We start from the raw sequence: 26986 nt of genomic DNA on the forward strand, positions 1-26986 counted from the left end.
CTTGAATATGACTGTTTAGTTACTTTTATTTAAAATATTAATATCTTTAAAAGACATCTTTCTAAGTTTTGCAGGAGTTACACTTTTTAACTCAGCCCATTTTTCTACAGAGTTAGTTGAAATCCATAACTCTTTCAAACCACCAGTAGTTAAATCAAATTTTTTCTGAAGTTGTCCAATTAATTTATCCCCTGTAATGTTTAAATGTTCACAAAGTCCATTAATAAATTCTAGCCAACCAGATTTTAATTCAATATCTCCTGAATGAAACGTTTTATCATCCCAAGCACGAACTGCTTTATCTAATTCGTCAGCTAATTTAGCGCGAGCTTCACGTTCTGAATCAGACACGGGTTTTCCAAATGTTAACATTTCCCATAAATAATCAAAACCTTGACGAAGAATGTTATAATGCGCACATAAATGATCTAAATCATTAAACTTAAGCTCTTCAGGAAGTTTAAATGCAATGTACACATATCTTTTTTTACGTGCAATTTTTTTGTATGTTTCATTGTATCTTAACATATGATCTTTAAGTTCTCTAAATGAATTTTCAAGTGCCATTAATTCTTCAAATTTGTATTCAGGCAAACCATCTTTATTGGTTTTTTGAGGTTTTGCAATACTTAACGCAATAAGTTCTTTTTTACCTGCTAGAGTATACATCCAAAAATCAATTAAATCAGACTTATCAATACTTGCTTTTTTACAAATATCCTCAATATTTCCCCCGAGTTTTTTGTTATTTACTAAGAAATTAATTAAATCATTAAACCCACAATTAGCTAGTGCAGGTTTTGAATTTTTAGACTCATTATCCCACTCAGTAATTGCATCCAATAAATTATCCTCATAATCTTGTTCTTTCTTTTTCTCTTTAACTTTTTCTGTTTCAACGTCTAGAGGATTTTGCTTAACAACTTTTCCGCTTTCATCGCGCACTTCAAATTTAAATGTGTCTAGAGTGCCGCACTGAATGATATCACCATCTGCTAAAACAAATTCTTCTTTAACTGGATTTATCATATAGACTTTTTGATTTTTAGGAATTTTTAATTGGGATTTGAAAGTTTTATCTTCTAAAAGTTTTAGTAAAGGTAAATCCTCTAACGATAAATAGAACCAACCATCAGATCTTTTAACAACTACTGGCGCGAATGCTAGTTTTCCCGGGTCATCAACTGTAGGAGTATTTCTTTTGAATACTGAAATCTTCCAGTCTTTTGAAATTGAGAACATCTTTGGAATAACATTTTTTTTATCACTCACTACAACCCAATTACCTAATACTTTTGAACTACCAACTAATACTTCTGGTGATTCGCAATCTTCTAATCGAATCTCAGTATTCTCAACATACTCGTGCTTGCCTTCAAATACATGACTAACACTTACCTTAACATTTTTTAAAGGAATTAAAAAATGACCTTTTTTACGAGCAGTAATTACTTTATTTAACTCTTCAAGTTTAATTTTAAGTTGTTGAACATAACCAAATATTTTATCAATTAAAAACTTCTCATGATAAATATCAATACGTTGAAACTGATTAGGATTTGGATCTGAAACTAAAAGCTCTTTTTCTTTAAGCATCTCTTCAAAATATTTTAGTAAAGCATCTTCTTTACCATTTATTGAAAGAATTTTATCAATAAGTTTAACTTCATTACCCAGTTGAACATCTTGTTCTTTTAAAATCCATAAAAATCTAAGTGAAGATATATGTAAAAAATGTAATGTAACTGCTAAAAATTTAATAAGTAATAATTCTTGATCTTCCAATGATTTAGGATTTTTAGTAATTTCAATACGTCCAGTCTTTTGATTAAGCACAATTCGTTTGTCATCAATCATTTTTTGAACTTCTGCTGATACTTCCGATAAATTATCATTTTCAAGAAGCTTTTCTTTTGCATCTGCTTCTTTTTCTTCTTTTTGCACTTCTTGTTTAGCGCCTTTACCTAAAACATTAATTTCAATTTTAGTTAAGTGAGCCAAAATATCTTCTTCAAGTGCTCTCATGTCTTTAACAAGTTTTGACTCTTTATTTGAAATTTCAACAATATGTTTACACAATATTTTTAATTTATTTAAAACTTGAATTTTATCAGTTTCACTATAAATTGCAATATAAATTGCTGCGATTGATCCTGCATTTATTTCTTTTAAACCAAACTTAGACATAACTTTTTTTAATCCTGACTCAGGAGTTTTATAAACACCCAAATGTTCTTTTAAGAACCTAATCTCAACTTGAGCATGCACAGGTTTTAACGCCTGACTCTCAACTGCAACTCTAATATGTTCATCAAGTTGAACTTGATTTAATTGTAAAAACTTCATAAATTGTTCTTTACCAAACTCTTGATCTCTAGGATAATTAAGAACTGCATTAATATTTGCAATAATATCATCATGTTCCAAAATCCGTTTAACGTGTGCTTCAACCATTTTTATTAAATTTATTTTTTTAAATATTATGTTCTAAATATCATATTATAATTAAATATTAGTAAACTATTAATTTTGATCATATTTTTTATGAACTAACTCTACAAACTTACCCCTAATGCCTTCTGATTGAGTTAACTTAATTGCCAATCTATCCAATGCCATAAATGCTTCAGGCATCCCTTGTTTTTTACCAATTTTATAAAAATCACTCAATACTCCATCAATAATAGTTACAATTTGATCTCCCGAAAATTGATTTTTAGATCCTTGAATAACTTTATGTTTTTTAATTCTAGATTTCAAATCTGCTAAATCTTTTGCATCAGAAATTTTATCTTTATTTCTTAATCCGCTTAAAGCTGAACTTAAACTTCGCTTCGGTTCTTTTTGAACTTGAGATTTATGTTTTTCTTCTTCTGTTAAATGACGAACTTCTTCAAGATTTTTTTTAATAAGACTTTCTTTAATCTTCCAAAGTTTTAATAATTCATTTTCTAAATGTTCCAGTTTAGATTCATCTTTTTCAGACTCTTTTTCTTGTTTCTCAGTGTTTTCATTAGACTTTCGTCTAATTCTAATCCATAACCAAATCAATAATAAAATCGCTATTGCTGCAATCCACCAATACCAAGGCAAAATAGAATCAGACTCTCCCTCGTTCACAACTGAAGTAGGATCATCCCCACTAAGTTCAAGATACTTGGAATTCCAAAGTGCCATTAAATCAGAAGATCCAAAAACTGCTCCATTATCAGAATCTGCAGTCTCAACAAAAGACTTAATGTCATCTAATTCCTCAACAGAAATGCTTGAACTAATAAGTGCTTTAATAAGATCATTAGACTCGCCAATTGTAGTTGTTACTTGAGCTTGATCTAGTGCTAAAACAAATGAAGAACTAACTAGTAATATAATCAAAAAAGGTACAAGTTTTAATAAATTAAATTTTTGTTTCATCTTTTTTTAGTTTATTTTTTATTCAACCTTGAATTTATTATGTAATTCAAATAAAATCTTACGAGCTTTCGATATTTTATCAACTGCTGCATTTCTTAAATCTCTTCTTTGATTTAAGTTAATTTCATTCTCTTCACAATTTAATAAACATAAACCCGGATCTGCATCAAGCTTATTTGAGTCTTCAATTAATTTTTTAGCATCAATAAGTAACTTTTTAGCATTATCAAAATTTTCTTTATCAGTTTTAGATAATTCTGTGTGACCTTCTAAAAGATAAATAATACGTTTATCTTCAGGATTGTTTGGATTTAATTTAGTTTTTTGTACACACTGAGGATCTAAACATTTGTACCAGTCAGCACCTTGTTTTACAAAACAACCCAGATCATCAATGCACTTAACACCCTCAGGAACTTTTGACTCATCAAAAGGAGGAGGCATACATGCATCAACAGTAAAACTACCCAAAGAAGGCGCAGGCAAAAAACTAGAATAATCAGATCCAGTAAATGAAATAGATTCAGTTGATATTACTGCTCGCCTATCAGAACCAAAACCATTATTTGAAAAAGTTTTTGGAATTTCACCAATAGGATGAATTTGAACCATAGGATTTGCGAAAGTTCCCATTGCAATTGCAATATCGGCAATTTTATGTTCAATTGATTGAGCACGCTTCTCTGCTAGAACCAAGTTCTTTTTAACTGATCCTTCAGGAGATGCGAACGTATAAATATGAATTCCAGTGCCTTGTGCTAATGCACCACGAAGATAATCTTGAAGATCTGTGTCTGAGATTTTTGGCTCAGCCTTATTATAATCAAATTCTACGTCCAATCTACAAACACCATTGATTGTTTTTCCAACTTCTATTTTTTTAGGTTTTGTTTTAGTAGTTTTTTTTGGTGTTGATTTTTTATTTTGATCATTAATACAAATAACTTTGTCATTCATAATAGTATATGGATAATTCGTTCCTTCAAACTCTGCAGTACCCAGAACTTTAATTTTACTTTCGTAATCATCCCCTTTTTCAGTTAGGGTTTCTTTAGAATTAAAAATTGACTTAACATCATTAATCCACCAGTCACGAACTTCAACACATATTTTTTCATGCGCGCCTTCAATACAATGACATTCGGAACCTACATTAATATATTGAGTGTAGTTTTTATTTTCACACTGAACTTTTCCTTGCTTTAATTCATACTCCACATTATTATACATTATATGAGTATCTTTGCCAGGAATTTTTGAAACAACTCTACTAGGAATTTTAGAATGACAAGTTTTTGTGTCAGGAAGTTTATCGCCGTATTGACAAACAAACATGGCGCCAGAAATAAAACTATCAACTAAATAATCTCCAGCTAGTTCAGACTCACACATAAATTCAGGCAAATCTTTAGGTATACAAGCTTTTTTATCTCCTTGACCAAGATATCTAGAATAAGAAACACCATTAAAAAATAGATTATTTTGAGATCTATATTCCAAAGCAGTGTAAGTTAGTTGTTTTTTTTCTAAATTTACTCCTTTAGTTTCTTTAAGTACTAAATGTTTACCTCTTAACGCATACTCTTCAGGATTTGTAACACCTATACATTGTTCAGATTTTTTATCGACTAAATCAACTGTTCTATCTTTAATAGCACCAAGATAATGCACTCTTAATTTAATTTTTCCATTAAACGGAGGGGAAACACCTAAACTTTTAAGTTTAGCATAAGTAATAATAATTTTTGAAAACCCTTTTTCACCAGAATAAAAATATTCTTGAGTTTTATCATAACTAGCAAAATTAGAATTAATTGTTTGATACAAATAATTTTGATACGTTTTTTTAACAGGATCATTATGAACATAAGTAACTTCTAATTTAAAGGGGGCGCTTTTAGGAGGGCAATTATCAGTTCCAACAGTGCGTTTACCATCAATTACAACTTTAAATGGAATTTCAACAGAATCAACTAAATTAAAATCATTACCACTACCTGGCTCGCCCCAATCAAGATCAAAATCACCACTAACAGAACTAATTTCGCAATCTAAACCAAAAGCAAATGAACTAGAAATTAGAAAGGTAATTACTACTAATAATGTTAATAAAAATTTTCGCTCACTCATCCTCTTTTTTCACCAATTTTTGATTCAACGAACCAAACGTAATTTGTTAATATACATTAAATATTAAAATAATATATTAAAATATACTAAAAATATACGATTAGTATACATTTGTTGTTTTATATTATATAAACATTTCGTTTTTAAAAATATTTTTTGAAAAATAATTTCTCGAATGTGAATTTATAAATAAAATTTAACAATTTTATATTTATTCCTGCCAATCGCAGTTTAACCCTGTCAATTGCAATCACAATTTTTTAAGATCCAAAAACTAACCCTAACAAAAAATTAAAAACTTACAAAATAAGTTCTAATTCTTACTAAATCCTCCACTATGTCAGGAGAAAAGGCTTTATCAAATTCTCTAAATGATCTAATTAAATGGTCATTAATTAAAGCATCAGAAGGACTGCTTCTTTTCATAAATTGAACAAGATTGGCAATTTTATACGGTGCTTTTTTATGAAGTAATAATTCAATTTGTTTTAAATTACGAGTTACAATAACTGCATCATTAACCGCAGTGGGATTTAATGGAATCCAAATGTGCTTTGGATACTCATGAAAATGAATAAAATCTTTGCCATTTTTGTGATGATAATCGTCAACAATAGCATAATGACTACCATGCCGGACTTTATGTTTAAGAACATGCTCTTTAATCACAGAATCATTTGAACCTTGAGCACGAATAAAAATAATATAGCGACAAAGTTCAGCTGCACTAACTTCAGGCTGCATTTTTTCAACAACAGGGTTTGTTGCAATTGTTAAAACTTTTTCTAAAACATGTTTTGTGCAAGGAATCCACCCTGCAGGAATACCAGGAATGTGTTCTACTTCATGTAATCCTGCTAACATAACATGTTTTTGATGATAATTTAAAATTTGGAATTTTTTATTTCTAAACTTAATAAATTTTTGAACAAGCAATGTATGAACATTATTACTTGGTTCTGCCACATTAAATTCAAGAATTCTTAAAAACTCATCAACAGTAAGTTCATCTTTTTCTTCTAATTCTCCACGAGCCGCACGTTCTTTTTTAATATCTCTAAATTTCGGCACTTCACGTCTTCTATCTGCGAGTTCATGTTCTTCTCGCTCAAACGCGTTTTCTTCACCCGCTACAGTTTGTTCTTTAGCTAAAGCATGATCAAGAGCTACCATTGCACCTTTAAAATCTATATTTTCAAACGCAGATCTAGCTTGAGCTATTTGTGCTGCCAAAGATTTAACATCCACAGGTTCGTTTTTGGGTAAAGGGACTGCAACCATTTTTTATAACACCTATTTTGAAATTTATTTTGTAAATATAACCTTACTTTTTGATAAAACATTTATTTGGACATAATATTTATTTTTCATGTAACATTTATTTGGATATAACATTTATTTTGTAAAAGTAGACCATTGCCCACTAGCATCTTTATAACCATGAAGTTCATCAGACTCTAGACGAGTAAGATTGCCTGCAGGATTTCTATAAGTAATCGCATACCTATAATGATATTGACCATCAGGTTGGCCTGCAGGAGTTTGAAAATCCCAAATATGATTATGTTTTGCAACTAAATCATGAGTTGTTGGACTTACTGCACCAGGAGTTCTAATTTGAACTTTTGCACTTAAAACATCAGTTGAATCATTATGATAAATAAATAAAACACTACCATCAGGATTTACAATTGGCGACACTGTTAATTTTTCTAAACGATTAATTAATCTTGTTGCGCGATTATATCTTGAATGAAATAAATGATAAAATTTTTCATTAACTAATCTTTCAGCTTTCCTTAACACATAACCAGTTTCGATAAAATCATCTCTTAATCTAACACGATCAGCACCAGTCAATCCAGGAATAAACGAAGCATCATCAAATAATTTTTTAACTGCTCTTTTCATCCCAGTAATAGATTTTGTTTGAAGTGCTTTTTTTAATTTAGCCATTTCTTGATTATAAGCAGGACTTGCTAAATACCCTCGAGGAAGATTATGCATGGTGTGCGATAGAACATGAATCTTTTTTTGTGCGAGTAAAAGTAACCGCCTTATTTGATCCAGTTCAGTATTAAGAGTTCTATTCCTATCAGTAAACTTACGAAAACCAAAAGCTCCGCCAAGTACTAGTAATAATATCCCTCCAATTATTAATGCCCAAGCCCACCAAGGCAAACTTGATCCAGAATTGTTTGATGCAATACACGAACCATCAACACATTCTTCTCCTGAAGCACAATCTGAATCATCAAGACAAGTTTTTTTCGGAGGAGTTGGAATTACACAAGCACCATTAACACATTTTTCTCCCGCTTTACACTCGCTATCTTTTGTACAAACTGGAGGAGGAATAGGCATAGGAATACATTTTCCATCATCACACTTCTCTCCCGCCTTACAATCTTTATCAACTTTACAAACAGGAACTGGTGGAACTTCTTTTTCACAATCAAAAATTGAAGATCCTAAACTTGGAGCAGGAGTAAACACGCCCAATGATTGAGTTGAAATAATAAATCTACGATTAGGAGGATATGTACCATCAAATAGATCAGTTTCACCTTCACCACTAACAGAAACACTTAATCCAACACCCACTGAATTAATTTCAGACTCAACAGTTTTTGCTCGCCTAGTACTTAAACCAGCATTATGGGATTCACCACCTTCTTTTGATGCGAACCCATAAACATAAACTTGATTTATACCTGCAGCTTTAACTCTTCTAGAAAAATCTGCGATATTACCTTTAGTAACAAAATCAATTGTATCATATTTAAAATTACCATCTAAACGACAAATGCCTTTTTTTACAGGAGTTGTACCACCTGAGCCTTTGCCATCATCCGAACCAGTTCCACCTAACCCCGCACCAGATGCTCCACCTGAAGTACCAGATCCAGAATCTCCAGATCCACTAGAACTACCGTCAAACCAACTCGGATTAATCCACTTAGCAAGACCTCTCATTCCTGGAACAAGACCTTCCATACATTGAGGATCATTACGATTAGGTTCCATTAAGCAAACGTAATTAATTGCAATATTGAATAATACAAATGCAAGAATACCTGCAAGAACACCTGCAACTATTTTAGAAGTCCAAGACTCACCACCAATAAGTGCATCATTACTCAGAATACCATATAATACAAGCCAGAATATAACCAGCATAAAATTCTTTGCGATAGGAAATAAATTAGTAACAGAAAAATTAGTAACAGTCACAATTGCAAATGAAAGTAAACAACCAATAGCAAAAGATAACCCTATAACTGCACCTTTTGCAGAACCAGCATTACCAAATCCACCACCAAACCATTTTGAAAAAGCAAGAAATGCTGCTGCGAAGAATAACGTGAAAAATAAAAAGAAATCAATCATCTTACTATAATTTTGATATTTTCCTTGCGAAAAAAAACTATTAATTGAATCAAGTGGACCCGCACTAACTGAAGATGCGAAAATACCAATTAACGAAATAACTAAAACTAGTAATAAAATTGCCTTTAATGCTCCCTTTTTATTCATTTTAACAGCTCTTTTTAAATTCTAATTAATTATGGTATATAAATATTTTTATTTTATAATGTAATATCATAATTTTTTATTTTAAATTTTTAAATTTGTATTTTATTTTAATTTAAGTTTTATTTTTTTATTTGATAAATTATTCAACTTTATTATGAATTAAATTAGTTCGAATCTGCTTCGGATTTGGGTTTTGATCTTTTTAACCTTGCCCACTTTGGCCAAAATGAAGGAGACTCCAATACCTGCTCTTCTTTTGCTTTTCTACCCACAACATAATCTAATGCGTCAAGATTTGATTTATTTTCTGAATCAGACGAGGTACTTGCACGATGAATTTGAAATTTACCTTCAGTTGAAATTGCAAGCCACCCCCCATAACTCCTATTATAGAAATTAGACATTCCAAAATCAATATTATAACGAGCAGTATCTTTTTGTTTGAATTGCCGATTTGCAAGCGCAATACTTTGAGGCTCAGTATGCCCGTGAACTAATGCAACATAACCTAATTTCTTAATTGGATTTTGCTCATCAAATAAAGTATTCTTTGTTTTTTTATTTTCAATATTATACCATTCCCACACACGACCATTTTCATCACCTGCAAATAACGGAGTTTGTGGTCCAAATACATCACTTACTTGAATATTATCAGCACGTATTCTTGATTGTAATTGCATACAACAATCTAAAAATTCCCGTCTATCAAAAAATCTTTTTTCTTTTTTAATAACTGGAATTCCCGCATGAACAAATAAAATATTTGAATCAACATGCATAACTTGAATTGATTCTTTTAAAAATTTAAAATAATCATTAACAAACAATCCAGAGTACCAAACTTTTGCGTGAAGCAATGCAGGATTTAACCTACTCAAAAATGAAGCATATGTTCCATCTAATTCTGCAAGAACTGATTGAATCGCAACATATTCTTTTAACCTTACACCATACAAATAATTAAACATCTTTTTACTGCCATTATCTTCTGATCTTCTATCATTGACAAACCACTGAGACATCAATTCAATATTATGTGCAGCCATACCACTTAAACCACCTAAAAACATACCTTCATGATTACCACACAACATTACAAATTCATCAGCAGGTGCTTGAGATTTTAAATGCTTAAGCAAATCAAGAACCATAAAGGTTTGCCCTCCACGATCAACATAGTCCCCAATAAAAACTACTTTTTTACCACCAATCCAGTCGAGATTATTATTAATTATTTTTGCTTGCTTTAAAACATTAGCTAGACGGAAAAAATCGCCATGAATATCCCCAATTGCAACTATTGGTTTTTTAGGAGTTTTATTTTTTATTTCAGATTTAAAATTAATATGAAATTGCTCCCACTCAAAAATATTTGATTTTTTAACTAAATTAAATACGAACCCAAATTCTCTTTCTGAATCTAACCAAATAACATCTCCATCATTAAGTATGCATTCAGTTTTAACCGAATCAGTATTAATTATCATCCCAGTTCCTGATTTGTTTTCTAAACAATACCCGTTAGCAGAATGAGTTATACAAAATTGACTAGGAACTAACCCCCTAATAGTTGAAGGTTCTAACTCCTCATGATAACGCAGATCTACAAATCTAATAACAACATCAGATTCATTAGATGTTCCAAATGAAATTTCTTTTTTATTTAACAAAATTTCTCGATTTGTTATAAGTTCAGAATCATCACATAAAAATTCAACATCCTCAACACTACCAATAATAGAATCAGGATGTTTATGAACTGCAACATGCGGGGTCAAAACTCCCACTAACACAGGAATTTTCTCAGATTTTAATTTCCTAATATGCACAATAAACTCTTTAATCTGAGTTATTTTTTCATCAGGATACGCAATTTCTTGAGCTAACACAAATGCTCTCTCCATTAATACTAATGCAGCATCATATCGCTCATTAAAATACAAACTAACTGCTTGATTTTCAATACCCACTTGCAAAATTTCTTTTTCAGTTCTTTCTCGTTCATTTTTTAAATTATTCAATTCTAATTCGGTTTGTTTAAATAAAGTTTCTGACATCAATAACTTCCTAGACAAATCACTAATTTGCCCATTTAAACGTTCAACATCTGCCTCAATTCTTAGTTTATCAGATTGTTCTTGTGCTAATTTTTCTCGCATACCTCTAAGTTTTGCAACCATCAAAAGACCTAGCCTGTTTAACCTTATATTCTCTTGACTTGCCATTGCTGCTGTTTGTTGAGACTCAGCTAATTCTCGCCCCATATCGCCAGCAGCAGAATTTGCAACTTGTGCTTGTCGTTTCAACTCAGCAACAACAACTGCATGAGCCTGCCCTAATTCAGCAATTCTTTGACCTTGCCTAATTTGTAAATCTTCAATCTGCCTCACATGATGCTCAGTTAATTTTGTAATTCTTGTTGCAACCGAATCAGATCCATCTGCACTTTGTTCATTTGACTGAGTTAATGCCGCAACACTCAATTCATGTTGTTGATTCATTCTTGCAATTTCCCCTGCATGAGCCGCAGTTAAATCTGCAAGTTTTGTTTCGTGTTGTTGAGTTAGTGAAGCAATTTTAGATTTATGATCTTCATTTTGATTATCCAATAATGAAACATAATTATCAATCCCTTCTGATAATTCTTGGATTGTAAGATCACTACTTGCCAAATCACCCCTCAATATAGATACATTTTCTCTTAAAAATTTAATTGCTTGACTTTGTTCTAACACCAGTAAACTTACTGAAGACAAAACACTTTGTGCACTTACTTGAGATTTTCTAACTGCAGATTTCAATTTAGTTCCCATTTGAACTGCATGATCAGACGCTAATTTCATGGAGCGTGCTAAGCGAGATGAATGATCTGATCCTGAACCTAAAGAATTATGTGACCCAATTACTTCTGCGCGCAAAAGATCAATCTGTCTAACAACTTCCCCATAATCTTTTTGTGATTTTGCAACTTCACCTTTAGACACGTCAAATTTGGAATGTTCTTCTTGTAATTGACCCGTCAGTGACGCAATACGCAACATCAATTCACTAATTAAAGATTCATATTCTGAAACTCGTCTTAAAAGCATAATCCTAGTTTTTGTAAATGCTTCAGAAATACTTTTTGTCTCATCGACCAAGCTATCAATTTTTTCTTCGCAAGCACTAATTAACTTAAGCACTCTTTTAATTTCAGATTTTACAAACGAGATATCATCATTAATTCTCGCTGTTTCTTCCTTAAGAAGATTAGGATCTGAAATTAACTGAGGAAGTTCAACTAATTTTTTAAAATATAATTTTTCAAAAGAATTTAATTCAGTTAATTGAGAATCTAATTCTTCAAGCAATTCTAATGATGATTTAATTTGAGCAGCAATAGAATTATCTAAAAAAGATAAATCAAGAACTGCTTCTGAACGCGAAGAAATATCTTGAACTAAAGAAATAAGTTCTCTGTGAATTTGAGCTAATGCAAACTCATAATTTTCTTTTTCTTCTTTGTGTTTAGCAACAAGTTTTTGAAATGCTTCCACCCAGAAAATATTAGAGTCCTCAGTTTCTGATCTGTTTTGTGCGTAGGCTAACTCTTTTTCTAATTCAACTTTTTCTTTTTGTAACTCACTAAATCTTTGGTCAAGTTCTGCAAGACGCGCCTTCGCATCTTTTGTTTCTACCCAAAATTTTTCTGATGCTCGAGCTAAAATATCAATTAATTCTTTTAATTCTCCCGTAATTTTTGATTGAACTTGTTTTTGTTCGACTAATGTTTTGGATGTTTTACCCTTATTTTCTTTAATTTTTTGATGCTGCTGTTCCGCTTCCAATCTTTGCTTTGCAAAAAGACCTGATTCAGATTCTAATTGTTCAATAGTTCTTGTAGTAACACTTAATTTAGATTTGATAATTCCCAGTTCAATACTTAACTCTCTAATTTTATCTTCATTAGTTTGAGATTTTAAGTTTTCTTTTTTCAACAATTCTTCAACATGTTTTTCAGATAAATCTAAAACTTCAAAATGAAGATACAATAATTCAGTTAATTTTCTACAAATAAAATCCAAATCAGTTAAAACATAAGTTTTATGCTGATACCTAGAATTAACTCTACCCAAAACAGATTCTAATTCAGACAATAAATCAATTAAATTAACAGTTGCGTCAAATTTTGCCTTAATTTTTTTAGATGTAATTGATTTGGACTTCAAAGACTTAACAGTTTTTTTAGCTGCAGCAAATAAAGATTTTAATTTATGATCTAACTCGGATTGAGCAGTTAACTCTTCTGCAAGACGAGCATTTAAGAATGTAAGTTCATTTTTTTTGAATAACAATAAATCTTCCAACGCATGAATACTTTTTTCTGCTTGTTGATCTAATAACTTATTGCGTCCACGTTCAAATTCTAAATCTTCTTTTTGAACTTTTAATGATTTAGCAGCTACTGCTTGAACATGCACAATAATTCCACGTAACAACTCTTTCTTTTTTTCAAATAATGCACTCATTCGAATAGCATTTTCCTTAATTGATCTAAGCTCTGCTGCTCTACTTTTATACGCTGCAGGTTTTTTTGCCTGAGATAAATGTTTATTATACGCAACTGAAACATCCTCAACTTGTTTACACAACTCAGTTAGATAACCAAATTGTTGTTCAGTAACAGATAATTCCCCAATTAAATTTATTAGATCGTGATCTTCTTGACTTGCCAAATAAACTAATGCTTCTAAGTTGCCATCAAACGAATCAAATGCGACTTTTGACTGATTAAGCTTAGCAATTGTTTCTTCAAGTTCGGATTTTTTTGCAGAAACTTTTTTTACATCTGCTTGAAGTCTTTTAAAAATTTCCTCTGCAAGTTTTAATTCAACCCTATTGTGCCGCCTAAGATCTGAAACATCAGGAGATACTTTTTGTTCTACTTTTGCCACAACCCCTAACTGGTCACCAACAGTTTCAGCAGCTTCTAAATTAGCAGGAACTGCAGTTAATAAATCATCCACACTAATTTGTTCCGCTGCAGTTTCACGACTAAACTCAGCAGTTTTTCTAGCAATATCCTCTTGATCTAAACTAAGTGGAGGAATAACAGTATCGCTTCCACTAGTTTTGCGAGCCTTTTTACCTTTCCCAGGCAATAAATTTTTTAGCCACCTACTCATTTGTCACCTTCGATTCTCCACCTATTTTTGGAGTTGGAACTATTGAATCTGAACTAACTGGATTAGAACTTACATTACTAGAATCATCAGGAGTTTCAGATGTACTTGGAAGGAGTTGAGATGGATCTGTTGATTTTTTGAACTCTGCCTCGCATGCGTTAATCTTATTTGTGCAAAATTCTATCTCCCCAGTACAAAGTTGAATTAAATTATCTAATCGGACAATTACTTTTTTTAATTCATTACGACGAACATCAGGATGAATAATTTTATTTGCGACTTCTGCAAAAGATTTGCTATCTTCAAACTGTTTTTTTGCAGTTGAAAAATACTTAAATGCATCAGCATAAGTTTTTTCTGCGAATTTGGTTTCACCAATTTCTTTTGCTTCAATTGCTGAGTTTTTTAGAGTTACAGATAAACCTTCAAATGCAATTGCTTTTTCCCCTTCTAAACTTCTTAAATCTAAAATTTTAGAATCCAACTCATTACTTAAACTAACGATTAATTGGAAATAACCATACTTAATTCTAAATCTTTGTTCTACATCCAAAGAAGTTGAAACTAAATTTGCAATACCACTCTTTAAATTGACCCAACCCTCGACTTTTTTTAACCCTTCAAATAAATCTCTAACTTCACTATAAACTTTCTTTAGTCGTTCTTGATTATTAATCCGCTCAGAATGAATAACTTCAAAACTCAGTTCATCAGTAAATTGATCATATTTTCTCTTTTTAAAATCTAGAAGTAACTTTAACTGATCAGCATTTATTGCTATTAATTTATATGATTTGTCTAAAGTTCCAAACGCATTTTCAACTTGTTTTTTTTCTAATAAATCAATTTTTTCAAAAATTTGACTCATCGCAGGAATCCTAGATACTAAAGTATTAATAACATCTTTAATTGCGTTAAAATAGTCTTTTTCGTCACCACACTTAGTTGGAAGATGTTTAAGTTTAGTGCTAATATTTCTTGATAAATCAAATTCTTTAATTTTTTCTATTACTTTACCAACAACAGAAAGATCCTCCCGATCAGTTCTTTTATCTTTGACATGTTGGTTTAGCCATTCAAAAGTAACTTTACATCCTGCATCCTTACTAAAAAAATCAGTTTCTTCTAAAGATAATTGTTCTTTTAATTTTTTTAATTTTGTTTTCAAAACTAAATTTTGATCTTCCAAATATTTAATGAAATCACGAACTCGTTTAAACTCAACTTCTTCTTCAGCTTTAATTGGATCTGGATCTGACTCGTTTTCGTCCACACCGGTCTTTTTTGAAGAACCATCATTTTCTTTATGTGGTGCACTATCCGCAGCAGCATTTTCATCATCTTCATTTTCTGAAGCCTTTTTAGAATACCGATTCCTAACTTTACCTGCAATTGCAAGAACAACTAATAACACTAAACATATTGCAACACCAATAAAAATCCATTTAATTATATTCCAACCACTCCACGAACTAGAACTTTCTGAGTTAGACGATTCACAATTATTATCTTCACAAGTTTCAGTTGAAAGACAATCAGAATCAGAATTACACTTAAGATTTTTTGAATTAGATAAAGCTCTTGCTTTATTAATAAATGCATTTTTAACAAGTGCAGTATCTTTTGCAGCCAAATATGCTGGAGATGATTTTATTTCAATTAATTGATCTCTACTCGCATCTTCAATTGAATTAAATAAAGCAGTATTTCTAAAAGTTTCTAACGATTTAATTTTTGAACTAACTTCTTTTGAGGATAACGCAAAAACAAATACTGCAGATGAGATTAACAAAATAGTTAAAACTAGTAAAACCAAACTACCATATTTTAACATTTTATTTGAAGTCATTTTTTTGATTGAGTGTTTTGAGCAGGAGTTACCTGAGAGGACGTTTTAGCTTTTAATTCGGATTTTAATTGATTAAGAGATACAATATGACCTTGCGCTAAATTTGCATCTTCAAGATTTTCAGGAGATGTATCTGACAAAAACTTAGTTGCGGCAACTAATCGAGGATCATTATCAGACCCAGGTTCACCAACTTTTGAAGAATCATCTGATTTTGATTTATCATCAGAATTTGAAGAACTAATATCTCCAAGACCTAAATGGCCTAAAATTGAATCCGATCCAAACATTTTTTTCAAAACTGAATTTGAATTACATGAATTATCATTACAAACAGTGACTATCAGAAAATAAAATATCACACAAGAAAGTATTAGTGCAAGAACTAATGCAATAATTGCTTTACCCGCACCTTCACCCAGAACTTTTCTAATAACCCAAAATAGCCCCCCCATTAATGCAAAGAATAAAATAATCACACTAATTGGAAGAAGTTTAGTCACAGTAATTTTTCCTCCAAAAACAAGTCCACCAGTAAGGGCCGCACCAATTGCTAAAACTGCTAAATAAACTGCAGCGTTATTTCCCTCTCCCCTAAATTTTTGAAGTCCCATAAATGCTATGAAGCAATAAATAATCATAAAAATAAGAAAATCACCAAATGACGGAGTATCATCAAATGCGAATAATTTTTTCATTGAATTTCCAACTGCAGCCAAAGGTGCTGCTTCAGCCACTTCTGCAAACAAAGAAAATGCAAATAAACCAATAAGTAAAACTAACAAAAACTTCAAACAATTATTTGAACTCAATATTGTATTTATTGAATTTCGTTTTTTTGTTGTTTTTTTATTCATTTTTTATGGTTTATTTTTTTGATTTTGATTATTTTTGATTTTATTTTTTGAACTTTAGCCGATCATGCTGCTTTTTGATTTTGTACTAAACTTAACTCAGGTTTTGAGTTTGAATCTGACGAACTATTTTGAGATTTATCTGACGAGCGTGAAACTACATTTGCAGATTTTGCATGTTTTTTTGTAGCAATATCTTTTGCAGAAAAAATACGACTCAATCCAAATGGCAATCTAAGATAATGTTTTTCTAATGGAGGTTCGCCAAGTTTAACTCTTATTTGCTCATCTTTTAATTTTCTATAAAATGCAATTTTTTGTTTTAAATTATGAATATCATTCAATAATTGTTTAATTTTAGCATCCCGTTTAGAAACATTCGATTTTATTCTTTTGTCTAATGTAACTATAAAACCAGAATTATCATTTGCAGCAGTAAATAACTCAACAACCCGTTCTGGATCTGCCCCTTTAAAATTAGATGTTGCAACACTCCCAATAAAGTCTTCTCGTTTTGATTTTTCTTGTTGCGCTACAACCGCCAAACTATGATAATGCATAATAACTGATTTCGCAATTGCAAAATTACGATACAACTCACTTTCATCAGTTTGAATTTTTTTTAATGAATTAAGTTCATGACTCAACCCCTTTGAAAGTTTATGCGCTCTATCACTAATTGATTCAATAAATGCAACTTGTACTTTTTGAGATTTTTTCTTTAACTCTTCAAAGTATAATTTAACAATAACCTTAACTTGAGCTACTGCTTCATGCTCAACTTTACTCAACCTATCCCCTGATTTAAGATTTGAAATTAAAGAATTTAATAATTCAACAGGATTTCTTTTTGAAAACTGAGTTCTAAAAATAGTTGCATAAGCTTTATCTTTATACCTGCTTTCTAAAATTTGAGCAGTATTTTCAATTAAATGCGCTAAAACAATATCGGACAATATTGCAATCATGTTATTATCATTATAATTATTATCAAACTTACTCAAATAACTCACAATTGCTTTTGCAATAATTGTTGACGGTGAATCTTTTAAGTTCAATTGAGCCCAATAATCTGGAACGTTTTCATCAATTCCAAACGCAACTAAATAATCTATAATTTTTTGCCCATCTTTTTTTGAAAAATCTTGCAATAACTGAGCCAACGGTTTGGAGTTAACACTTGCAAGAATTTTTTTTACTGCAAATAACACAGTTACAAAAGTACTTTTCTTATTTGTCAATAAGTCTTTGAAATGTTCTAATGCTTTTACTTCTTCAAACAACTTACCCAAAAATACAATTTTGTCAGATTGAGCTAGTTTTTTTTCTAACTTACTTTTTGGAAAATGTTTTTCAACATAATCAACAAATTGTTCAAAATACGAAACAAAATGAACAACATCTAAATGAAATACTTCTCCACTAGCAAGATTGTTTTTTACAGAAGTAAAAAAACCAACATCTTGTTGAGGGGGAATTAACTTTTTAGCTACAAATTTTTTCATTAGTTTCGTTAACTTTGTTGCCAGCTCAGAATCATGAAAATTTGTGGTCAACCATTTACAATACTCATCTAAATGAGGTAAAAACGTATGGAAAAAGAATTCTGAAACTCTTAAACTTTTACCTGAATCTGCAAGTAGAGTTTCTAAATGCTCAAGTTCTCTACCCATCAAAGTATGAGCAAATCTTTTTCTAAACCTGCCATATAATTCGAATGTATCTGAAAATTCAACAAATAAATCATCTAATTCTTTTGCTGCAAGTTTGAAATCAGCAGGAAGATTAGATCTGTTCACCGCAGGAGTATTTTGAGTAACTACTCTTAAATTCGTTTTGTTACTAGCTGCATTTACTGCACTCGCAGGGTTTATGTTTGATCCAGCTACAGGACATTGATTTGAAATATTTGGTACAACCATTTTTTTATTTTTTTTAACTTATGTTCTAACTTAATTTTAAGATGAAAAAGCAGGATCTAACTGACCTCCTGAGTTTTTATCATCTTTTGATTCCGAACTTGTTCCTTCTTTTTTTGCAGGAGTGCTAGGATTTGGTGAATCTGACTTGGCGTTGTTTTTACTACCAAATAAATTTCCAATACCACTTCCGATAAATCCAAAACTCCTACGCCAAAGAGGGGGTTTATCAACTAAACCAATAGTATCTTTCATAGAAGTTTTAGTTCGTTTCCAATTATCCATAGAATCTTGAAGATCTTTAATCGCTTCAGGATCTTTCATATGCAACTCTCGGAAATATTTTTTAAAATCTCCTTTAACCTTAGATTTAGGAATTCCAAGTTTTTGAGCAACTTGCCCAATAATTCCATCTTGAAGTTCTGCATCTAATTTTTCTTCATCAGAATCAAAATTAAGAAGTGGAATTGCCCCAGATAATCTTGCTTTTAGAGGATGACCTTCTTCAATTAATTGATCAACTCTAGTACGCTCTTTTTCTGATAGATTCTGATAAGTTTCAGACCAATTCTTCCCCACATTTGAAAGAATATTTTTTACATGCCCAATTAAAATCCCAACAATAATCCAAGTAAGAATTGCCTCTGCTGATCCAGGACCAGGATTTGTTTTGAAGGGATTCCACACAATTAAACTTGAATTCACATCAACATTAGTTATAATAATTTGAACAAATGCGAAAGCTAAACCAAAAATAAATCCACTAGGTTTATCACTATTCATATTTTGGTGAAGATTAAAACTTAAAGCCATAAGAGCTGCCCACCCACCAATTAAAACTGCAATTGCCCTAGTCATCCCATCATTAGCAAATGAAAATGCAATAAATGCAGGAATAATAAATTCCATATAAAAACCGTCAGGCAATCCAAGTTTATCTTTAAAAATAACAAACACAAATATTAAACTAACAAATGCTGCGATAAATGCAGGTAACCCTTCACCATTCGTTCCAGTCTTTAATACTCCTTGATCAACATCTTTTGGAAAATCGCTTAACACATAAGCTCCAGGACTATTATTAACTTGAGTACAACCAATCTTTGACTCTCCATTATCACAACCCCAACCCATTACTTTGTATTCGAGGAAAGTTTTTTGCTCCCAAATATATTCTTGAGGCTCAACTAACATTGACTTTGTTATCAAAACTGCTACGACAAATACCATTGCCCAAGCAACATACTTACTTGAGTTATCAGAAAATTTACTTCCCAAAAATACCATAAATAACACGAATAAAACACCACAAGTTGCAAGTGTTGAAAGTATGAACTGTTTTGTCAAATAATTTAATTTAAACTCCTTAAACTTAACTTTATACTCTCCAAACTTAGATTTTGCGCCTGAGAATTTACTTTTGAATGTATCTTTAAAACCTGCTTCAACCGCAAGAGAACAAACGAACATAAATAATACTAATGAGATTAACAAAAACACAATTTTTCTTTTTTTGTTTTTATTTAGTTTATTCATTTTTGTTAGTTAATAGAGTAATTGAATTTATTTTATCGAGAGTTATCTCAAAAAATCCTCCAGCTCTGCGAGGCTTGCCAATGAAATTATATCTGAATCCTTAATTGAAATATTATTAAACATCAATTTACACCATATCTTTAGAAGAGGTGTTGCAAAAACAAAGACTTTACCTTCCTTTTTGATAATATCAACCTCCATTAAACGCTCCAGAAGACTTTTGGTAACTGGCCCCGAACGATAAACTTGACGTGCAATTTCAGTCAATCTTAAATCAGGATTATGAGTCATAACTTTTAGAACTACTTTTAACAAGGTTGCACCCCTAGCATTAGTTAATGCAGTAGAGTAAGTTTTATTACAAAATGAATAAAGAGGCGAAAATTTAGAAGATAAATTTTGAACGAAAAATGCAAATAAATTCTCATTAGAAATTTTAAAAGAGTCTTGTTTTGTTGATTGTTCTTCTTTAAACTTCAAATATAAAGATTTTGAAAGAGTTCTTACTAAAAAAGGAATCCCTCCCGAAAAATTATAAATTTGAGAAATTACATGCCTATCAAAATTATACTTTAAAACTTTTTCAATATAATGAATAGTTGCATCTTTATCCCAATACTTCATTTCTAATAAATCAACTCTATATTTCAAAAGTCCAGTTAGTTTATTTGTGAAACTTGATGAAAAAATGTAATTGACATGTTTATGAGAATTCATTCGCGTAAAAAATAAATCAAGTATATCTCTAATCTGCGAATAATTATTAAAATCCAGTAAATTTTCAAAATTAAGAAATGCAATAGACATTTTTTGTTTAATATGTTTTGCAAAATATTCCGAAAAATCAAATGCGGACTCTAATAATAAGGTTTGATCTGGCTTTATTTTTTGTAATTCATTTTGAATTACTCCAATTATTTCTTTACATTGTTTTGATAATGCTTGCTCAATCAAAAAATCTGCATCATAATACTTTGAACGCTCAACAGAATTATTTGAAAAATAAGACCAAACAATTGTTCCAACAAATTCAATAGAAAACTGTTCTGGAGAAATACTTAACCTGTTTAAATCACAAATTAGCGCATGTTTTGGCTTAAGACTTGCAAAATGAGTTTTTATTAATGTCTCCTTACCACAAGAATTAGGCCCTAAAACAGCAATATTTGAATTTTTCCTAAGTGCATCTAAAAAAATAGAATTATCCCAATACAACACCTCTTTTTCTGACAAAAATTTATGCATCTTTGTTCTCGCAAAACTCAAAATTATTGTTTTTTTACTATATTTTACTCAAGTCAAGTATTTTTTATACCAATCGGAATATATTCAGAATTGAATACTATTTAAATCTTACTAAAATTTTTATACAAAACCGAATATAAACAAGCTACAAAATATACCGTTCAGCATAATCATATATAAATGTTTTGAAAGTCTAATTCAGATGAATTACAAATCGGAATATATACCAAACTGAATAATAAAATAATTAATTAGAAAAAAAATTATTAATTAAAGAATAAAAAAAATGATTAAAAAAATAATAAATAAGTAAGAATTCCCAATTATCCTGCGAAAGATTTAAATAATAAAAAAGAAAACAATTTCTAAATATACAATTAAAATATTTTAGTTGTATATATTATGTTTAAATTAAAAAATATTGTTTTTATTATTCAATAACAAAAATAAATAAATTTAAGCAATTATTTTCAAAAAAAAATTAAAAGGGTGATTAACATAAAAAGGGGAAAATTAGTTCTAGCAACACTATTAATAACAATATTTATTCTATGTTCATTTGGAGCGTACGCATTAACCAACGCACAAATAAAAACAGAATTAAACAAATTAACTCCACCTGCAGCAGCTGACGTTGATGCGTTACCAGGAAAGATTTGTGAAGTACATGGATTATTTAACTTTAACGAACCCCCTCCAGTTACAGCCCAAAGTAAATTAACTGATTACGTATTAGGTAATTCTGAAACATCATTATTAGAATACTTAAACTATTTACACACATTACATTATACTGGCCCAATATACATAAGCGCTTATTCTAGTATTGATGGATCATCAACTTATAATGTTAAACTCGCACAATCACGACAAGACGCAATTGTAGAATTAATGGTAGACCTCTATATTAGTTCAGGACAATACCAATTCCAATCAATAGGATTTGGACCAACACAAGAAACAGACATGTTTTGGCCACTTGCTGAACCACTACGAAGTGAAGTTGACAAAGCAAAAGGACTAGATAATTACAAACCATTAGTTGCTAACAGAAGATTTGTTGTTTCAACTTATGAACAACCCCTACTTACAACTGGCGCACAAGAATATGTCCAATACACAGAAGGATGTGGATTTTATGTTGAAGAAGAAGACATACCAAAACCAGATCCAGTTATTGAAAATCACCCTCCTGAAATTTTTATGATAGGAGAACAAACTACATTCCCTGCAAAATTCGAATTTGTAAATAATGCAGCAATTGGTTTAACAATCACAACCAATGATGCAGATTTTCCAAATGAAAGTATTTCTTATAGCCTTTCTGGTGCCCCTGCTGGAATGACCATCGCAGGATTTAATGATGGAAAACGTGCAGAACTTGATTGGACCCCTCCCGAAGAACCTACCGCAGTAACTTTTAAAATTATTGCAATCGATTCTGATGGAGAAATTGATGAAGAAGAAGTTCAATTTACATTTAAAATTGATACAGTTCCAGCAGTAATTGATCCAGCCTGCGATAAAACAGTTGATGCATATGTTAGCAAAGGTAAAGCATATGTTCCAAATGGCGAAGGACTAACTGCAGAACAAAAAGCAAAAATTGAATCAGGAGAATCCAATGTTGATGGTTTTGATGTTTATACCCTTGCATCAGGCAAATCAAAAAATGGAAAACAATATTATAAAGAGGGCAAGGCAGTTGTTTGTATTACTGCACTCCCATTAAAAGTTACAGAAGATGGAGATGGCACAACAACTCCTGGAACTACTGCAGATGATTGCATCTGCCCAACAAGAACAGTTCTTAATTGGTTTACAAGCGATGAATTAGCTTCATGGTGCGGACAACCCTTCTGGTTAAAAATATTTACTTGTTGGTTAATTTTATGGATTTGGTTAATATTCCCAATTTGGTGGTTTAAACGAAAAACATTTAGAAGACTAATCAGAGAGCATAAAAAAGAAGAAGTAGCTGAAATGAAAAATTGCAAAGATGTAATAGGATTTATCAAACTAGTAAATGATAAAAAAACTAAAACTATCAAAAAAATAGAAGAAATAAATGCAAAAATTTCAAAGCTATCTGAAGAAGAAAAACAAAAATTTGGAGAACTTGTAAAACAAATAGATAATGCAAATACTTCAAAAATAATATCTCCAGAACAAGTTAAATCCAATTTAGAAGCATTAGATTTAAAACTTAAAAAAGGAAAATCATTGAAAGAGTTAATTGAAGACAAAACATTTACCGCAGAAACATTAAAAGAATATTTAACTTCAATGAAAGAACAAACTGGCCTTACAGATTCTGAAATTGCAATAGTTCTTGAGATTGTTCTAAAACATAAAAAGGATCATGGAAACAAATTTGAAGCAAAACTCGTAATGGAAACAGCATATCATGTGCTACAAAAAAAAGAATTTCCAGGACTTGTTGAAGCAGGAGAAAATGTTCAAAAGATACTAATGTTGTATTTAGAACTTGTAGAGTTATTAATGGAACTCGATGGAGATGAACATGGAATTGAACTCGTTATTCAAAAAATAGAGAATGGAGATATTAAAATCTGTAATCCCGAAGAAAAATTCAAACAAGGTAATCAGATTATAACTCGAAAAGAACATCTATTAACAGTATTAACAAAAATTAAAGAATTAATTGTTGAAGTAAGAAAAGAAATAGATTTTATCTTAAAAGACATAGAAACAGAAACAAGAGAAGGTGGAATTCTATTATCCGGAGTACTTAATTTATTTGGTGGAAACCGCGAACAATGGAAAAAAATGGGCTTTAAAAATTGGCTTACAGACTACAAAAAAAAATGGAGTCATTTCCACGACATGAAGCGAACACGAAAAGAAGAATGGGGTTATGGAACTGGAATGCAACGAGTTGCTGGCGGAACTAGAGCCTTAGAAGAAGACTACGGACATGCACCATACAAATACAATGTACTTCAATTATTATTTGGACGACCTCAAAATCCTGGTGCTGCAAGAGATTGGAATCCAGGACTTGGCGGACAAGGAGACTTGTTTGATACAAAATGGCTTGAATGGACAGGTGTTCGAAAAGAAAATACTACCGCGATGTTTAGATACATACACAAACTATCTATGCAAATCTATGTTCAATTGCAAAAAGACAAAACTATTCTTACAGGTCTTGCGCAAAAACTTGAAGCTCAGAAAAAATTATCTGAACGAATCATAGAACTCATAGAAAAAACACCTAAACTAAAAGCCGAAATAATACATCCAAAACTACCACACACAACTGGTGGAAAAGGTACAAAGAAAAAAGGAGATGCTCCATATGTTACTTTGTTAACTGGAAAAGATGTATTAGAACTTACAACCAATAAAGCAAAATTCGAAGGAAGAATTCCTAGAGAAAATGGAATACTACAAGGATGTGCACCATTCCAGTACAAATTTATTTGGGGATATAATAGTCGTAACCCAATTGAATTAAGTGTTAGAGCTGACGGTAAGTGGTATGCCAAGGCAGATAATGACAAACTAACAACAGAAATTACATGGGAAAGTGTTTCCGAAGAAGTGAAAAAGAAATTTGGAATTACTGAAAACGTCCCAGGAATGGTATTTGATAAGCGCTTAAGTATAAAAGGTGATGAAAAAGAATTCCAACTAGCACTCGTTGTTAGAGATGAATTTGGACGAGAAGTAATCGTTATTGAAAAATTACGATTTAAGAAAGTGCCAAATCTCATAATGGGAACAGTAGTTACATTGACTGAAAAATTGGAAGAAACACCATTAAAAGGTGCAAAAGTTTGGTTGCAAGAAGATGGCCACGACTATCAAGAAGCAGGTAAAACTGTTGAAGTGATAACTGATAAAGATGGCAAGTTCACATTTAAGGGCAGATTCCATAAGAACTTAGTTGTTTGGGCAAAAATCAAACCAAAAGGTAAACCTGAAGTTATCAAAAATAATATTGATAGTGGAAAACCTGACAAACCAATTAATCAAAGCCCTCTTGGTGGTGGCACATGCACAGATGTAAAAATACTATTGCCAACAACATCAATTGTCCCAGTAGTTCCGCCAATACCAATACAGAACTTAGAAAGTAACTTAAGAGATATTGATGGACTATTGCCGTTATTAAACAATAAAGGAAAAGACCACATCATGGCAATAAAAACAGAATTAGAACACCAACTAAACACACTAAATTCCGAATTCCCATTAAGTGAAAATGATGGTGAGCGAAAATCCAAAAATCCGGCAGGACTAAGAAAAGCATTCGAACAACCACACGTATTTGGAGGTTTGACTGATCGAGGAAATGTTAATGGAGTTGGAAAATTCTGGGGAACTATCCAAGATGGAAATAGATTACAACTAGCAGGAGTTAAGAAATTTATTTTTGGAACTGAAGCAGTACATGATGACTGGTTAAAGTTACAAGAAAAATTAACTCATGAAGAATATAGAAGAGGACTAACTCTTCCTGCAAACAGAAAAAGACTTACTAAAGGAAAGTTCTTATACACTGGATGGAGAGGAATTACAAGTGCTGGAAATTTATTTGGTGATTTAAAACCCAGCATAGAAAAAGTAAAAGCACACTTCATTAATTCCGGCGGAATTGGTAAATGTAGTTTTGCATATTGTATGATGGGAGAAGACGTTCCAAAGTATTTTGTAGAGATACAAAAAATAATCGATGAGAAAATAAAACTCATGGAAAAGTATCTTGACCAATACTTAGAAGCTTCAGAAGCATTAACTGAACCCATCCAACAAGCAGAATCAATGAACCACACAGACTTATATGTATTACTTGGAAACATAAACCAACTACTACTAGAAGTAATGGACTACATTGAAAAACAAACACTACCAAAACTAAAGAGTGCTAAACACGGAGTTGAAAGTTACATCAAAATTGTAAAAGCAATGCAAATGGTACGAGAAGGTCGCGAAAGAGACGATAAAATTGAAGACACATTAAGAAACAGTGATGCATTAAAAGAGCTATTACATTGGATGGAACAAATGAAATCCGAACCTAGTGCAGGAACTTGGGAAGGTGGAGTTAGTTACTTAAATAAACACTATTCCGACTTCCTTGATGAAGTTAAATTATTGATCCATCAAGAAACAAAAACCGCAGTGGAAGACATAAAAACCAAGATGGAAGCTGACCATGCAAAGATTGCAAAAGACATAAAACAAATTGATGACGTGGTTTATGGAAAAAAAGTCGAAGTTAAAGAGGAGAAAAAACCTGACGCGCGAAACTTTGATTATAAACCTGCAAACGCTAGTGGTGGCAAAACTCAATAAACACAAAAA

At 31.2% G+C, this 26986-nt stretch carries 12 protein-coding genes; 1 reads left to right on the top strand and 11 read right to left on the bottom strand.

All coding sequences use genetic code 11. From position 1 onward, the window contains the following. Window positions 1-15: 15 nt before the first annotated feature. The 11 genes from HN587_04580 to HN587_04630 all read right to left on the bottom strand — a co-directional run bounded on the left by HN587_04580 (window position 16) and on the right by HN587_04630 (window position 21640). Window positions 16-2454 (bottom strand): hypothetical protein, encoded by a 2439-nt coding sequence (locus HN587_04580; GenBank protein ID MBT7903119.1) that lies wholly within the window; start codon window positions 2452-2454, stop codon window positions 16-18. 69 nt (window positions 2455-2523) lie between these two features. Continuing rightward, complete coding sequence (locus HN587_04585) at window positions 2524-3414, bottom strand: hypothetical protein (GenBank protein ID MBT7903120.1); 891 nt, start codon at window positions 3412-3414, stop codon at window positions 2524-2526. A gap of 18 nt (window positions 3415-3432) precedes the next feature. After that, window positions 3433-5544, bottom strand: coding sequence for a hypothetical protein (locus tag HN587_04590; GenBank protein ID MBT7903121.1), 2112 nt, complete (start codon window positions 5542-5544; stop codon window positions 3433-3435). Between the two features lie 291 nt (window positions 5545-5835). Beyond that, window positions 5836-6825, bottom strand: a complete 990-nt coding sequence (locus HN587_04595) for a hypothetical protein (GenBank protein ID MBT7903122.1) — start codon at window positions 6823-6825, stop codon at window positions 5836-5838. A gap of 114 nt (window positions 6826-6939) precedes the next feature. Further along, the gene (locus tag HN587_04600) at window positions 6940-9081 is read right to left on the bottom strand and encodes a hypothetical protein (protein MBT7903123.1); all 2142 of its coding nucleotides are present in this window, start codon (window positions 9079-9081) and stop codon (window positions 6940-6942) included. Window positions 9082-9245: 164 nt separating this feature from the next. Continuing rightward, a complete protein-coding gene (locus HN587_04605; GenBank protein MBT7903124.1) occupies window positions 9246-14249 on the bottom strand; it encodes a hypothetical protein in 5004 nt (1667 codons plus the stop codon). Continuing rightward, window positions 14242-16098 carry a hypothetical protein gene (locus HN587_04610; protein MBT7903125.1) on the bottom strand — a complete coding sequence of 619 codons (1857 nt, stop codon included), beginning with the start codon at window positions 16096-16098 and terminating at the stop codon, window positions 14242-14244. Before HN587_04610 ends, HN587_04605 begins: the two co-directional genes overlap by 8 nt. Beyond that, on the bottom strand, window positions 16095-16955 hold the full coding sequence (locus HN587_04615) for a hypothetical protein (protein MBT7903126.1): 861 nt from the start codon (window positions 16953-16955) through the stop codon (window positions 16095-16097). The genes HN587_04610 and HN587_04615 overlap by 4 nt, the downstream gene beginning before the upstream one ends. A gap of 62 nt (window positions 16956-17017) precedes the next feature. After that, window positions 17018-18874 (bottom strand): hypothetical protein, encoded by a 1857-nt coding sequence (locus HN587_04620; GenBank protein ID MBT7903127.1) that lies wholly within the window; start codon window positions 18872-18874, stop codon window positions 17018-17020. A gap of 36 nt (window positions 18875-18910) precedes the next feature. Next, window positions 18911-20341: a hypothetical protein gene (locus tag HN587_04625; protein ID MBT7903128.1), complete on the bottom strand. Its 1431-nt coding sequence runs from the start codon at window positions 20339-20341 to the stop codon at window positions 18911-18913. A gap of 108 nt (window positions 20342-20449) precedes the next feature. Further along, the gene (locus HN587_04630) at window positions 20450-21640 is read right to left on the bottom strand and encodes a hypothetical protein (GenBank protein ID MBT7903129.1); all 1191 of its coding nucleotides are present in this window, start codon (window positions 21638-21640) and stop codon (window positions 20450-20452) included. Window positions 21641-22141: 501 nt separating this feature from the next. On the opposite strand from HN587_04630, the gene HN587_04635 reads away from it, so the two are divergent. After that, window positions 22142-26977, top strand: coding sequence for a hypothetical protein (locus HN587_04635; protein ID MBT7903130.1), 4836 nt, complete (start codon window positions 22142-22144; stop codon window positions 26975-26977). The last annotated feature ends 9 nt before the right edge of the window (window positions 26978-26986 follow it).

The sequence above is a fragment of the Candidatus Woesearchaeota archaeon genome (genome assembly GCA_018675335.1).
Classification (GTDB): Archaea; Nanobdellota; Nanobdellia; order Woesearchaeales; family UBA11576; genus JABJCP01.